The organism is Mesorhizobium sp. M0715 (assembly GCF_040320355.1).
Lineage (GTDB): Bacteria > Pseudomonadota > Alphaproteobacteria > Rhizobiales > Rhizobiaceae > Mesorhizobium.
The window spans coordinates 81407-95087 of the sequence record NZ_JAMYPL010000013.1; the positions used below are offsets into that span (position 1 = coordinate 81407).

Consider the following 13681-nt stretch of genomic DNA (forward strand, 5'->3'; position numbering starts at 1 on the left):
ATGCCCTATCGATCCGCGACCTGCCAGCGCGGATTGATCCATGGTTCCTGGTTGGACGGCGCCAGCGGCGTGCGGCCAAGGATGTGGTCGGAAGCCTTTTCGCCGGTCATGATCGAGGGTGCATTGAGATTGCCGTTGGTGACGCGCGGGAAGATCGAGGAATCGGCGACCCGCAATCCTTCGACGCCGATGACCCGGCACTCCGGATCGACGACACTCATCATGTCGTCGGCGCGGCCCATCTTGCAGGTGCCGCAAGGATGGTAGGCGCTCTCTGCGTGATCCCTGATGAAGATGTCGAGATCGTCGTCCGACTGCACGTGGCTGCCAGGCGATATTTCCTTGCCCCGATAGGGGTCGAACGCCGACTGGCCGAAGATCTCGCGCGTCAGCCGGATGCAGTGGCGGAACTCCGCCCAGTCGTCGGGATGCGACATGTAGTTGAAGTGGATCACCGGCTTCGATTTCGGGTCCGGCGAGCGCAGCGTCACAGAGCCGCGCGACTTCGAGCGCATCGGCCCGACATGCGCCTGGAAGCCGTGCGACTTGGCCGCCGCCTTGCCGTCATAACGGACAGCCGCAGGGATGAAATGGTACTGGATATCGGGGTAGTCGACGCCGGCGCGCGAGCGCACGAAGGCCGCCGCTTCGAAATGGTTGGTGGCGCCAAGCCCGGTCTTGAGGAACAGCCACTGCGCGCCGATGAGCGCTTTCGAGAACGGATTCAGCACCGAATTGAGCGTGATCGGCAGCAATGATTCCTGCTGGATGTAGAGCTCCATATGGTCCTGCAGGTTGCGGCCGACGCCGGGTCTGTCGGCCACCACGGCAATGCCGTTTTCGCGCAAATGCTCGGCCGGGCCGATGCCGGACAGCATCAGGATCTTGGGCGAATTGATCGACGAGGCGGCGACGATCACCTCACGTCGCGCCTTAACGACCTGAATCTTTTTGTGAGCTTCGATCTCGACGCCGATGGCGCGTTGATTCTCGATGATCACCCGCCGCGCAAAGCCCTTGACCAGACTCACATTTTTGCGCTTCAGCGCCGGCTTCAGATAGGCTGATGCCGCCGACCAGCGGCGGCCGCCGCTGATGGTCTGCTCCATCGGCCCAAACCCTTCCTGCTTGGAACCATTGTAGTCGTCGGTCAGCTCGAACCCGGCCTGGCGTCCGGCCTCGACGAAGGCGCCGTAGAGCGGATTGCGGCGCGAGCCGCGCTGCACATGCAGCGGACCGCCGTGACCCCGCCAGCCATCCTCGCCGCCATCCGAGTCCTCCATGCGCTTGAAATAGGGGAGCACGTCGGCGAAGCTCCAGCCGGCCGCACCCTCTTCGGCCCAATGGTCGAAGTCGCGGGCATGGCCGCGCACATAGACCATGCCGTTGATCGAAGACGAGCCGCCGATGACCTTGCCGCGCGGCGTCGCCAGCACGCGGCCGCCGAGATGCGGCTCCGGCTCGCTGGCAAAGCCCCAGTCGTAGAGGCTCATGTTGAGCGGGATCGACAGTGCCGACGGCATCTGGATCAGCGGCCCGATATCGGTCCCGCCGAATTCGATGACGATGACCGAATGCTTGCCGTCCTCCGACAGGCGGTAGGCCATGGCCGAGCCGGCCGAGCCGGAGCCGATGATGACGAAATCCGCTTCAAGCATGGTTCATATGCGCCATAAAATCGGCGAGCGAGACATTGCCGCCGGTAGCCACAACCAGGACGGTTTTGCCCGCCACATCCACCTCGCCGCCGAGCAGTGCCGCCAGCGAGGCGGCGCCGGACGGTTCGAGCACCAGCTTCATGCGCTCGAACGCGATCCGCATCGCCCGGCGGACAGACGCGTCGTCGACGGTGATGCCGCGAACACCCGCGGTCTTGACCGCGGCAAACGGCGCGTCGCCTGGCCGTCGCGACATCAGTCCGTCGCAGATCGATTTCGGCCCGATTGGCATCGTCTCGATGGCGCCATGCGCCAGCGACGAGCCCATGCCGTTGAAACCTTCCGGTTCGACGCCGATGATCTCAGTGGCGGGCGACAGATAGTGGAAGGCAAGCGAAACGCCGCCGATCAGTCCGCCGCCGCCGACCGAGCAGAACAAAAGATCAGCGCTGGCACCTTTGGCTTCGAGTTGGTCGAGCGCTTCGAGGCCGGCGCCCGCCTGGCCGGCGACGATCTCCGGATCGTCGAATGGATGCAGCAGCGCCAGCCCCTCGGTCTCGGCGATCTCGCGTGCCTTGGCGGCCGCGACTTCCTCACGTGCGCGCTCGCCGTGGTCGGTCAGCACGACACGAGCGCCATAGCCTGCCGTGGCGTCGCGCTTGGCGGCCGGTGCGTCGATCGGCATGACGATGGTGACCGGAATGGCAAGCGCTTGGCCGGCGGCCGCCAGCCCTTGCGCGAAATTGCCGGAGGAGTAGGCGACGACGCCCTTCTTCGCTTCGTCAGCTGAAAGCTGCTTCAGCCGCCAATAGGCACCGCGCACCTTGAACGAGCCGGCCCATTGCAGCGATTCCGGCTTGATGAAGACGCGGGCCGCACCCGTCTCGCGGGCCAGTGCCGTCGATTCCAGCAGCGGCGTGATCTGCGTCGCCCGGGATGTGACGGCATAGGCCTGCTTGAGATGGTCGAGGGAGGGGACGAGAAGGTCTGACATCATTCGCCTCGCGGATACCTTTTGCTCTCTTCGAGATTGTCTAGGTTCATGTGATTGCGCATGTAACGCTCGGACGCTTTTTGCAGCGGCTGGAAATCCCAGGGGTAATAGGCGCCGTTGCGCAGCGCCGGATAGACGACCCAGCGGCGCGCCTGGCTTTCGCGGACAGCGGCGTCGAAGCCGGCCATGTCCCAGCGCGCCTGGACCTTGTCCATGAATACCGCCACTAGGTCCGCATTGGCCGCGTCGTCGGCCAGATTGTCCCGTTCGAGCGGATCGGCTTCGAGATCGAACAGTTGCGGCGGATCGAGTTCGCAATGGACGAATTTGTATCTGCCGTCGCGGATCGCCACCAAAGGCGCGTTGGACCCTTCGGCGGCATACTCCATCAACACCGGCGCGGTGCGCTCAATGCCCTCGGTGAGCGGCAGCAGCGACTGGCCGTCGGTCCACGGCGCGATCGCGGCGATGTCGATGCCGGCGAGGTCGCAAAGCGTCGGTGCCACGTCGAGATTGGAAACCGGCGTTTCGATCAGCCCGGCCGGCACACCCTTGCCCGCAATCATCAGCGGCACCCGCGCCGAGCCCTCGAAGAAGCTCATCTTGAACCACAGGCCGCGCTCGCCGAGCATGTCGCCGTGGTCCGAGCAGAACAGGATGATTGTGTCGTCGGCCATGCGGGTGCGCTCGAGAACATCCAGGATCTCGCCCAGCTTGTCGTCGACATAGGAGATGTTGGCGAAATAGCCCTGCCGCGAACGACGCACCTGTTCCGGCGTGATCTCGAAAGAAGGATAGTCGCTGGCGTGGTACAGCCGCTGCGAATGCGCATCCTGCTCGTCATGCGCGATGAACCCGGTTTCCGGATCCAGCGCCTGGCAATACTCATAGAGATCCCAATATTGCTTGCGCGCGACATAGGGATCGTGCGGGTGCGACAGCGAGACGGTGAGGCACCAGGGCCGATGGCTCGCATCGTCCTGTTCGCGCGAAAGCTGATAGAGCTTCTGTGTGGCCAGGAACACGACCTCGTCGTCATACTCCATCTGGTTGGTGATCTCGGCAACGCCGGCGCCGGTCACCGAGCCCAGATTGTGATACCACCAGTCGATACGCTCGCCGGGCTTGCGGTAGTCCGGCGTCCAGCCGAAATCGGCAGGGTAGATGTCGGTCGTCAGCCGCTCCTCGAAACCGTGCAACTGGTCCGGCCCGACGAAATGCATTTTGCCCGACAGGCAGGTGTAGTAGCCGGCGGCGCGCAGATGATGGGCAAAGGTGGGGATCGATGAGGCGAATTCGGCCGCATTGTCATAGACGCCGGTGCGCGACGGCAACTGTCCGCTCATGAACGAAGCACGCCCTGGCGCGCAGAGCGGCGAGGCCGTGTAGTTGTTGGCAAAGCGCGCCGAACGCGCGGCCAACGCTTTCAGATGCGGTGTGTGCAGAAACTCCGCCGGGCCGTCCGGAAACAGGGTTCCGTTGAGCTGGTCGACCATGACGATCAGAAAATTTCGCTTAATTGTCACTTTTGCGCCGCTCGCCGAGTTTTGTTTCGAGATAGTCCTCGACCAGCGCGATCGCGGTCGCGGCATCGGGCACGCCGTCTTTCAGCGCCCGCCTGATGTAGAGCCCGTCGATCATCGCCGCTGTCGCTTCGGCGGCGCGGTCGGCTTCGGCTCTGGGCAAGATGCCGACAAGCCCGCTCATCAGGTTCGAATGCAGTCGCCGCGCATAGACCCTGAGCAGTCGGCGCAACGCCGATGATTTCTGCGCCTCGACATAGAAGGCGAGCCAGGCGGCGATGGTTTCCGGCTGGAACTGGATGTCGGAGAAGTTGACGGCGACCACCGCCGAGACGCGCTCGCGCGCGGTATTGGCCGAACCAAGGGCGCGCAACGTGTCGGCGGTCAGTTCGGCCAGGATGTGGCGCATCGTTGCCAGCAGCAGCTCGTCCTTGGCGCCGAAATAGTGATGGGCAAGGGCCGACGAAACCCCTGCGCGCCCGGCGATTTCGGACATGGTCACGTCGAGCGAGCCGCGCTCGCCGATCGCCGAGATCGTCGCGTCGATAAGCGCCTTGCGGCGCAGCGGTTCCATTCCGATTTTCGGCATCTTGCAATGATCCCTTTCGAGTAGGATTATTTTTTATTGACGGGTCAATCAACAAAAAAATCAGCACTGGCGTCGCCTGTACCAAGCGATTGTCTGCTCCCAGCCCTTCACGAGGCGAGCAGGATTGTTTATATTTGAACAATAGAGGCGAAATGCGCCGTGGCCCACATGCTAGGCTGGCGCCAAGGATGGAGACCGCCATGACCGCATGCATCGTTGGCTGGGCGCATTCGCGCTTCGGCAAGCTCGAGGGCGAAACGCTCGAGAACCTCATCGTCAAGGTCGCTACGGACGCGCTCGACCATGCCGGCATCGGTCCCGACGAGGTCGACGAGATCGTGCTCGGCCACTTCAATGCCGGCTTTTCGGCACAGGATTTTACCGCCAGCCTGGTGCTGCAGGCCGACGACCGGCTGCGCTTCAAGCCGGCGACGCGCGTCGAGAACGCTTGCGCCACCGGATCGGCGGCGGTCCGCCAGGGCATCCGTGCCATCGACGCGAATGCCGCTCGCATCGTGCTGGTGGTCGGCGCGGAGCAGATGACGACAACGCCGGGGCCGGAGATCGGCAAAAACCTGCTCAAGGCGTCCTATCTGCCCGAGGACGGCGAGACACCGGCGGGTTTCGCTGGCGTCTTCGGCAAGATCGCGCAGGCCTATTTTCAGCGCTACGGCGACCAGTCGGATGCGCTGGCCATGATTGCCGCCAAGAACCACAAGAACGGCGTCGATAATCCCTATGCGCAGATGCGCAAGGATTTCGGCTATGAGTTCTGCCGCCAGGAGAGCGAGAAGAACCCGTTCGTTGCCGGCCCGCTGAAGCGCACCGATTGCTCGCTGGTCTCCGATGGCGCTGCCGCCCTTATCCTCGCCGACACCGCGACGGCACTGAAGATGCGCCGTGCCGTTGCCTTCCGCGCCAACGAGCATGTGCAGGATTTCCTGCCGATGTCGAAGCGCGACATCCTGACCTTCGAAGGCTGCGAACAGGCCTGGACCCGGGCGCTCAAGAACGCCGGCGTGACGCTCGACGATCTCTCCTTCGTCGAAACGCATGACTGCTTCACCATTGCCGAACTGATTGAATATGAGGCGATGGGCCTTGCCAAGCCGGGAGAGGGGGCCAAGCTGGCGCTGGACGGCACAACGGCTAGGGATGGTCGCCTGCCGGTCAATCCATCCGGCGGGCTGAAGGCCAAGGGCCATCCGATCGGCGCCACGGGCGTGTCCATGCATGTCTTGACCGCCATGCAGCTTGTCGGCGAGGCCGGCGGCATCCAGGTGCCGGGCGCAAAACTTGGCGGCATCTTCAACATGGGCGGTGCGGCGGTGGCCAACTACGTTTCCATTCTCGACCGGATCAGATAAACCGCCCGCATTTACGGGAGGGTTCATGACAAATCCGGTTCTGATCGAAGTGTTGCGCGGCGCGGTCGTCGAGAGCGCGCATCGCGGCTCAGTCGCGGTCTTCGATGGCGACGGCAAGCCTGTCTGGGAGATCGGCGACACGGCCAAGCCGGTGTTTCCGCGCTCGGCGGTCAAGGCGATCCAGGCATTGCCGCTGGTCGAAAGCGGGGCGGCCGATGCCTATGGTTTCGGCAACCGCGAACTGGCGCTTGCCTGTGCGTCCCATTCGGGCGAGCCGGCCCATGTCGAACTGGCGCGATCCATGCTGGCCAAGGCCGGGCTGGACGGTTCGGCTCTCGAATGCGGCACGCATTGGCCGTCCAATCATGATGCTGAGATTGCACTCGCCCGCGGCGGCGGCTCGCCGAACGCATTGCACAACAATTGTTCCGGCAAGCATTCCGGCTTCCTCTGCAGCTGCGTCCACGCCGGCATTGCACATCGCGGCTATGTCAAGCCGGGACACGGCCTGCAGGAGATGGTGCGCGATGCCATGCAGTCGGTCACGGGCGCTGTCCATGGTGAGGACCAGCGAGCCATCGATGGCTGTTCGATCCCAACCTATGCGGTGCCGCTCAGGAGCTTCGCGCTCGGCTTTGCCCGCATGGCCACGACATCAGGTTTTGGCCCAGAGCGAGCCAAGGCTGCAAAGCGGCTGCTTTCCGCCTGCATGGCCGAGCCCTTCTTGGTTGCCGGCAGCGGCCGCGAAGACGTCGCGCTGATGCAGGCCGCACCAGGGCGGATTTTCACCAAAGGCGGCGCCGAGGGCGTCCATTGTGCCGCAATTCCGGAGCTCGGTCTCGGCATCGCGCTCAAATGCGACGATGGCGCCGGCCGCGCCGGTGAAGCCATGGCTGCCGCCGTCCTTGCCAAACTGTTGCGCGCCGACGAGGCCTTGGCGTTCAAGCTGAGCGAATTGGCAAACACGCCCATCGAAAACCGCAACGGTGCCAAGGTCGGGGCGCTGAGGCCGACAGCAGCCCTCAACTGACGTGATTGCGCTCGACGGTCAGATGCGCATAGCCGGTATTGTCCGATGACGTGAGATCGCCAGTCGCCGGTTCGGCCCAGCGCTGGCCGACAATGGCGCCGTTCAGCGCACCGTCGATGACATTGTCTGAAATGATGGCCGTACCGGCGCCCTCGACCACGGATACGACGATCCCGGTTCCGGCCTTGCGAATGATGTTGCCGGTGGCGACGACATTGCGCAGGTACGGGCCCCAGCCGATCTGCATGCCATAGAGCGGCGTGTTCTCGATGACGTTGTTGGAAACGGTTGTGTCGGCTTCGACGCCGATGCCAACGCCAAACCCTGGCGAGTCGGCGGGGTAGGGGCCGCTGGTCGACAGATTGCGCACAATGTTGCCCGAGCAGACGCCCATGCGGCCGCCTTCGTTGAAATTGACGATCGAGATGCCGTTGGCGGCACCGTCGACGATGTTGTTGCTGATGATGGCGCCTTCGAACGAGAATTCGGAATAGACCGCCGTTTCGCCCGAGCGCGAGCAGGTGTTGCCCGATATCTGCAGGTTGCTGGCGCTGTTGGCCCGGATCGCCGAGAAGGCGCAGTCCGAGACGATGTTGCCCGAGATGACGACATTGCCGGCGCGAAAGGCATTGATGCCGTTGCCGTTCTGCCCGGTTCCGCCGCCGCGTGCCTGGATCCGTTGGACGCGGTTGCCGGTGACCATGGTGCCGTCTTCCGCCGCCTGCCAGCGGTGCACGAGGATGCCGCCATTGGCGCAATCGGAGACGGTGTTGCCCGTGATAGACAGCCCGCCAGCCTCGACCGAGTAAATGCCGGCATCGGCGGCACCCGATATCTCGCTGCGCTCGACCCCGCCCGCCGCATGTTCCAGCGCCAGTCCGTTCTTGCCGCTGCCGGTGATCTGGCAATTGTCGATGGCGAGGTGCGCGATACGGCGCAGATCGAGCAGCCCTTGCGTGTAATCGCCCATCGTGCGGTTCGAACCATCGAAGACCAGACCGCTAAGTTCGATATGGTCGGCCTGTTCGGCCATGAACAGGTGGCCGTCACCGCCGTAAACGATGCGCGTCGCGCCCGGCACGCCGGAAAGACGCACGCGGCCGGGCAGCGAAAGATTGGAGACGACATAGGTGCCGGGCGGCAGGAATATCGGCATGTCGCGGCTGTTTGCGTCACGCAGGAGTTTGGCGAAGGCCTTGCTCTGATCGTCTGATGTGCCGGGCTGCACGCCGAGGTCGGTGGCATTGATCGAGCCGCGGATCGAGGCTTTCTCGATGCCAGTCAGGTTTGCGGCCACCGCCTTGCCAAGCGCAAGCCCCATGACGGCAAAGCCGGCGGTCCCGGTCAGCAGCGTTCGTCTGTTCAACATCGGCACAGAATCCCAGCGTTCAAGCCTGCTTATCGCAGGAATCGTGCCAGCCGTTCTGTCTCTCCTGCCGAGCGCGCGACAATGGCTTGTCGAGCAGCCTCTGCGGGCCTAAGTTCAGGAAATGAGCAGAGCTTTCACCCGCGAGGAAGACAGCGAAAATGCCATTGCCGGTGTAGGTGAACGGCCAGTCAGCCACCATCGCAATCTGGTGACGGAACGCGGCCTGGCGATGATCGACGAGAATCTTGCCGATCTGCGCGACATACTGGCGAAGGCCGAGCGCAAAGCCGACCGCGAGCGCATCGCGGTCGTGTCGCGCGACCTGCGCTATTGGACCGCCCGGCGTGAAAGCGCCGAACTCTCCGCACCGGAGCCGGGCAGCGACGTGGTGCGCTTCGGCATGGGCGTCACGATCGAAGGCGACGACGGCAGGAAGGTGCACTGGAAAATTGTCGGCGAGGACGAAGCCGATCCGGCCAAGGGTAGCATTTCGCATGTTTCGCCGATGGCCATGGCCCTGTTCGGCAAGAAGGTCGGCGACTTGGCCAGCGTCAACGGCAAGGAATGGGAAATCGTCAAGCTGTCCGAGAGCTAATCCTCGAGCTTGACGACATGGTCGCGGAAGAAAGCCGCGGCTCCAGTTTCATCGATCTCGCCAGCAGCGACCATCAAGACCAGTTGAATGACGTCCTGCTGGTCGGCCTCGACGCTCAATCCGTTGAAATAAAGAAACAGATCGGCCGCTGCAAAGGCAGTACGTTTGTTGCCGTCAACGAACGGATGATTTTTGGCGATGCCGAACAGGTATGCCGCCGCCAGTTCGCAAAGATCCGGATCGCCATAAATCTCTCGCTGCTGTGGACGGGAGAGCGCCGACTCCAGCATGCCTTCATCACGTATGCCTGCCGCCCCGCCGTGCAGGCGCAACTGCTCAGCGTGAAGCGACTCCACGAACTCCCTCAAATGATGCTCGGTCATTTCGCGAGCGCACGGTAGGCAACCTCGTACTTTTTCATCCGCTCGCGTGCGATCTTCATCTTACGCTCGAATTCCTCGGCGCTGTCTTCGGTGCGACGCAAACGAAGCTCTTCACCTTCCTGAACGATGACGATGCTGTCGCCTGCCTTCATGTTCAGACGATCGAGCAACTCCTTGGGCAGGATCACACCCTCGGAATTGCCGATCTTGCGAATGGTCGTGTTCATGACAGATATCCTGTTGCAACGCAGATTATAACTCGACCGGCGAGAAGTTGCAACAGATATTATAACAAGTCTAGGCCAGCAGCCGGTCCAGCAGGCGATCCGCTGCTTCCGGTATGACCGTGCCCGGCGGGAAGATCTCGGCAGCTCCCGCCTGCCGCACCGCGTCGTAGTCCTGCGGCGGGATGACGCCGCCGGCGACGATCAGCATGTCGCCGCGGCCGAGCTTTTTCAGCGCGTCGCGCAGTTCGGGGATCAGCGTCAGATGTCCCGCCGCCAGCGACGAGGCGCCGACGATGTGGACGTCCTGTGCGACCGCCAGCCTGGCGATCTCATCGGGTGTCTGGAACATCGCGCCGACGGTGACGTCGAAGCCGAGATCGGCGAAGGCCGTGGCGATGACCTTCTGGCCACGGTCGTGGCCGTCCTGACCCATCTTGGCGACCAGGATGCGCGGCTTGCCGCCGGTCTTCTTCTCGAAGGCGTCAAGCTTGTCCTGCAGACCCTCGACCACGGGATGATCGCCAAGCGCCTTGCGATAGACCCCCGAAATGGTCTGCACCGTGGCGACGTGGCGCCCAAAGGCTCTTTCCAACGCGAATGAAATCTCACCGACCGTGGCATTGGCGCGCGCGGCTAGGATGGCGAACTCCAGCAGGTTTTCGTTGCCCTGCGCAGCGCGGGTCAGCGCATCGAGCGCGCTTTCGACGGCGGCGACGTCGCGCGTGCCCTTCAGCCGTTGCAGCTTCGACAATTGCCGCGCCCTGACTTCGGCATTGTCGATCTTCAGCACGTCGACCTCGATGTCGGTCTCGGGCCGATGGGCATTGACGCCGACCAGCATCTGCTCGCCGGAATCGATGCGCGCCTGCGTGCGTGCGGCGGCTTCCTCGATGCGCAGCTTGGGTATGCCCTGTTCGGTCGCCGCGGCCATGCCGCCGAGCGCCTCGACCTCCTCGATATGGGCAAGGGCGCGCGCCGCCAGATCATGCGTCAGCCGTTCGAGATAGGCCGAACCGCCCCACGGGTCGATGATGCGCGTGGTGCCGGATTCCTTTTGCAGGATGAGCTGCGTGTTGCGGGCGATCCGCGCCGAATGGTCGGTCGGCAGCGCCATCGCCTCGTCGAAGGAATTGGTGTGCAGCGACTGGGTATGGCCCTGCGTTGCAGCCATCGCCTCGATCATGGTGCGGATGATGTTGTTGTAGGGATCCTGCGCCGTCAGCGACCAGCCAGAAGTCTGGCAATGGGTGCGCAGCGACAGCGAGCGCTCGTCCTTGGGCGAAAAATTCTTCTGCATCAGGGTCGCCCACAACAGGCGCGCAGCCCGCAGCTTGGCGACTTCCATGAAGAAATTCATGCCGATGGCCCAGAAGAAGGACAGGCGAGGCGCAAAGCGGTCGATGTCGAGGCCCGCCGCGACGCCGGCGCGGGCATACTCGATGCCATCGGCGATCGTGTAGGCGAGCTCAAGGTCGGCCGTCGCGCCGGCCTCCTGCATGTGATAGCCGGAGATCGATATCGAATTGAACTTCGGCATGTTCTTCGATGTGTATGAGAAGATGTCCGACACGATCCGCATCGAAGGTTTCGGCGGATAGATGTAGGTGTTGCGGACCATGAATTCCTTCAAAATGTCGTTCTGAATGGTCCCGGCGAGATCCTTCTGCGCAACGCCTTGTTCTTCCGCAGCGACGATGTAAAGCGCCATGATCGGCAGCACCGCGCCGTTCATCGTCATCGATACCGTCATCTCGTCGAGCGGAATGCCGTCGAAGAGCTGCCGCATGTCGAGGATGGAATCGATGGCGACGCCCGCCATGCCGACATCGCCGGCAACGCGCGGATGATCGCTGTCATAGCCGCGATGCGTGGCGAGATCGAAGGCGACCGACAGCCCTTTCTGGCCGGCGGCAAGGTTGCGTCGGTAAAAAGCGTTGGAATCTTCGGCCGTCGAGAAACCGGCATATTGCCGGATCGTCCAGGGCTGCTGGACATACATGGTCGGGTAGGGGCCGCGCACGAAGGGCGGCAGGCCGGGATAGGTGTCGAGATGCGGCAGCCCCTTGAGATCGCTTTGATTGTACAGATGCTTGGCAATGAGCCCTTCCGGCGTGGTCCGCTGGCCTTTGACCTCGACAGGCGTGCGGCGTGGCGGGATCCAGCCGATCTGGCCGAAGTCCGGGATCAAGAGCCGGCTCCGATCGATTGGTCGATGCGGACTGGAAACAGCGGCTCGCAGACGGCAACGCCTTCGGTGAAGGCCGGTCGCCGTTCCGCCGCCAGCGTCTCGACCGGGCGTTCGTCTTTTGATGGATAGAGCGTGGTGCCGATGATGGCCCGTTCACCTGTGCGGTAGGCTGCATTGCGCTGCTCCGCCGCTGCGTGGACGCGCTTCTGGATGTGTCCGTCCTGAAGGCTGGACAGGACACCGCCCTCGGCTTCGATCGTCTGCAATTCCGCCCAGGCCAGCTCGCACAATTCCATGGTCAGCGCCTCGACAGCGCCGGAACCATAGGCGGGATCGGCGACATGATCGATATGGCTTTCATTGGCCATGATCAGCTGCGTGTTGCGGGCAACACGACGTGCAAAACCCGCCGGCAGACCATGCGCGATCGTGTGCGGCAGGATGGAGATCGAATCGGCGCCGCCGCACGCCGCAGCAAAGCATGCAATGGTGGTGCGCAGGATGTTGGTCTCCGGGTCCATCGCCGTCATCATGCGAAACGAGGTCTCGGCATGGATACTGGCCGTGGATGTCGGGATCGAACAAGCCTCCTGCACCCGCGCCCAGAGCCTGCGCAGCGCCCGCATCTTGGCTATCGACAGCAACTGGTCCTGGTCGACGCTGAGTGCAAAACCGATATGAGGTGCGGCATAGACAAGCGGCTGCCGCGCCGTCTCGAACATTCTGAGGTAGGAGACAGCCGAAGCCAGCATGATGCCAAGCTCCTGCGCTTCCGTGGCGCCGGCATTGTGGAACACGCGCCCGTCAGCTTCCAGCAGCACGCCCGGAACGCCCATCGCGAAGAAATGCGCCAGCGACTGCGGCATGGAGGCCTGCAGCGCCTCGATCGACATGCGCAGCCGACCGGTTCCCGCGAAGATCGCCGCTGGATCGATGCCGAAGGAGAGGTTGAGCTTTGCCGGGTCCGACCGCCGCTTGCTCAGGAAAGCGACCAGCCAGTCGGCCACGGCGCGGCTCCAGGGATGGGCGTCGATGCGAACCTGGATGCGGTTGAGCGGTATGCCGTCCAGCACCGCCTCCAACGCCTCCGCCGTTCTCGGCAAGCCGTATCCGAACGCGTTCGGCGCCCCCTCGAAGACCAGCGACAATCCCGTGGCACCCTGTGCCACATCCTCCAGCGCTTGGCTTCTGGCGCGGTTGGTGTCGGGATCGTCGATTCGCTGGCTGACGATCCATGGCGATTTCGGGTTTGCGCGCACGATCGGTTCCGCCGCGGTGCTGCGGTCGTAGAGCGGTTCGATACGGATGTTGTCGTCGCTGTGCGAGACCAGCCTTTCCTCGAAGGAAGCGCCTGCCAAAGCCTTTTCCGCCAAGGCGAGCCATCGCTGGCGCTCGATGTTTTCGGGTTCCACGTCCTGGATCAAGGCTCCGGCGCCCATCCGTCCTCCTCGTTTCATGCGGCCGCACCGGCCGGGAGCGGTCCAGTCTACGGTCCCCGGTCCGATATCGCAATGCAATGCGCTTCCAGAGACCGGATTCGATCCATCAGATATAGGTCAGTCCGCGAGGACGACGATTGCCAAACAGCGGCAAAATCCGCAAGCTCCAAAAACCCGATTTGAAAGAATGGGGTGATTTGGACGAATGGCCCGGATTTGGACGAATGGCCCCGATTTGGACGAATGGCCCCGATTTGGACGAATGGCATTGTCGCTGTCCAATGGCCTCACTATACCTGCGGCAAGGCCACTGGCTTTA

The 13681-nt window shown here is 63.2% G+C and carries 12 protein-coding genes; 3 read left to right on the top strand and 9 right to left on the bottom strand.

Annotated elements, in window-relative coordinates; translation table 11 throughout:
• Positions 1–5: 5 nt before the first annotated feature.
• From betA to betI, 4 genes are read right to left on the bottom strand one after another with little or no spacing between them, the layout of a single operon-like run.
• A complete protein-coding gene (betA, locus tag NKI21_RS17305; RefSeq protein WP_352441320.1) occupies positions 6–1658 on the bottom strand; it encodes a choline dehydrogenase in 1653 nt (550 codons plus the stop codon).
• Entirely contained in the window at positions 1651–2652 is a 1002-nt protein-coding gene (locus NKI21_RS17310; RefSeq protein WP_352441319.1) for a threonine/serine dehydratase family protein, read from the bottom strand. The genes betA and NKI21_RS17310 overlap by 8 nt, the downstream gene beginning before the upstream one ends.
• Entirely contained in the window at positions 2652–4178 is a 1527-nt protein-coding gene (betC, locus tag NKI21_RS17315; RefSeq protein ID WP_352441318.1) for a choline-sulfatase, read from the bottom strand. The genes NKI21_RS17310 and betC overlap by 1 nt, the downstream gene beginning before the upstream one ends.
• Positions 4168–4764 (bottom strand): choline-binding transcriptional repressor BetI, encoded by a 597-nt coding sequence (gene betI / locus NKI21_RS17320; RefSeq protein WP_352441317.1) that lies wholly within the window; start codon positions 4762–4764, stop codon positions 4168–4170. Before betI ends, betC begins: the two co-directional genes overlap by 11 nt.
• Positions 4765–4964: 200 nt before the next feature.
• Between betI and NKI21_RS17325 the strand changes: the two genes are divergently transcribed.
• Positions 4965–6131: an acetyl-CoA acetyltransferase gene (locus tag NKI21_RS17325; protein ID WP_127292472.1), complete on the top strand. Its 1167-nt coding sequence runs from the start codon at positions 4965–4967 to the stop codon at positions 6129–6131.
• Between the two features lie 25 nt (positions 6132–6156).
• Positions 6157–7161, top strand: a complete 1005-nt coding sequence (locus NKI21_RS17330; RefSeq protein ID WP_352866486.1) for an asparaginase — start codon at positions 6157–6159, stop codon at positions 7159–7161.
• On the opposite strand, the gene NKI21_RS17335 is transcribed toward NKI21_RS17330, so the two are convergent.
• Positions 7154–8530, bottom strand: a complete 1377-nt coding sequence (locus NKI21_RS17335) for a TIGR03808 family TAT-translocated repetitive protein (protein WP_352441315.1) — start codon at positions 8528–8530, stop codon at positions 7154–7156. The two genes, NKI21_RS17330 and NKI21_RS17335, sit on opposite strands and share 8 nt — an antisense overlap.
• 121 nt (positions 8531–8651) lie before the next feature.
• Between NKI21_RS17335 and greA the strand changes: the two genes are divergently transcribed.
• Complete coding sequence (gene greA, locus NKI21_RS17340; RefSeq protein ID WP_352441314.1) at positions 8652–9125, top strand: transcription elongation factor GreA; 474 nt, start codon at positions 8652–8654, stop codon at positions 9123–9125.
• On the opposite strand, the gene NKI21_RS17345 is transcribed toward greA, so the two are convergent.
• From NKI21_RS17345 to NKI21_RS17360, 4 genes are all read right to left on the bottom strand, one after another.
• On the bottom strand, positions 9122–9508 hold the full coding sequence (locus NKI21_RS17345; RefSeq protein ID WP_352441313.1) for a type II toxin-antitoxin system death-on-curing family toxin: 387 nt from the start codon (positions 9506–9508) through the stop codon (positions 9122–9124). The two genes, greA and NKI21_RS17345, sit on opposite strands and share 4 nt — an antisense overlap.
• The gene (locus tag NKI21_RS17350; protein WP_023760503.1) at positions 9505–9735 is read right to left on the bottom strand and encodes an AbrB/MazE/SpoVT family DNA-binding domain-containing protein; all 231 of its coding nucleotides are present in this window, start codon (positions 9733–9735) and stop codon (positions 9505–9507) included. Before NKI21_RS17350 ends, NKI21_RS17345 begins: the two co-directional genes overlap by 4 nt.
• 70 nt (positions 9736–9805) lie before the next feature.
• Positions 9806–11923: a methylmalonyl-CoA mutase gene (gene scpA / locus NKI21_RS17355; protein WP_352441312.1), complete on the bottom strand. Its 2118-nt coding sequence runs from the start codon at positions 11921–11923 to the stop codon at positions 9806–9808.
• A complete protein-coding gene (locus NKI21_RS17360; protein ID WP_352441311.1) occupies positions 11920–13362 on the bottom strand; it encodes a methylmalonyl-CoA mutase subunit beta in 1443 nt (480 codons plus the stop codon). Before NKI21_RS17360 ends, scpA begins: the two co-directional genes overlap by 4 nt.
• Positions 13363–13681 lie beyond the last annotated feature (319 nt).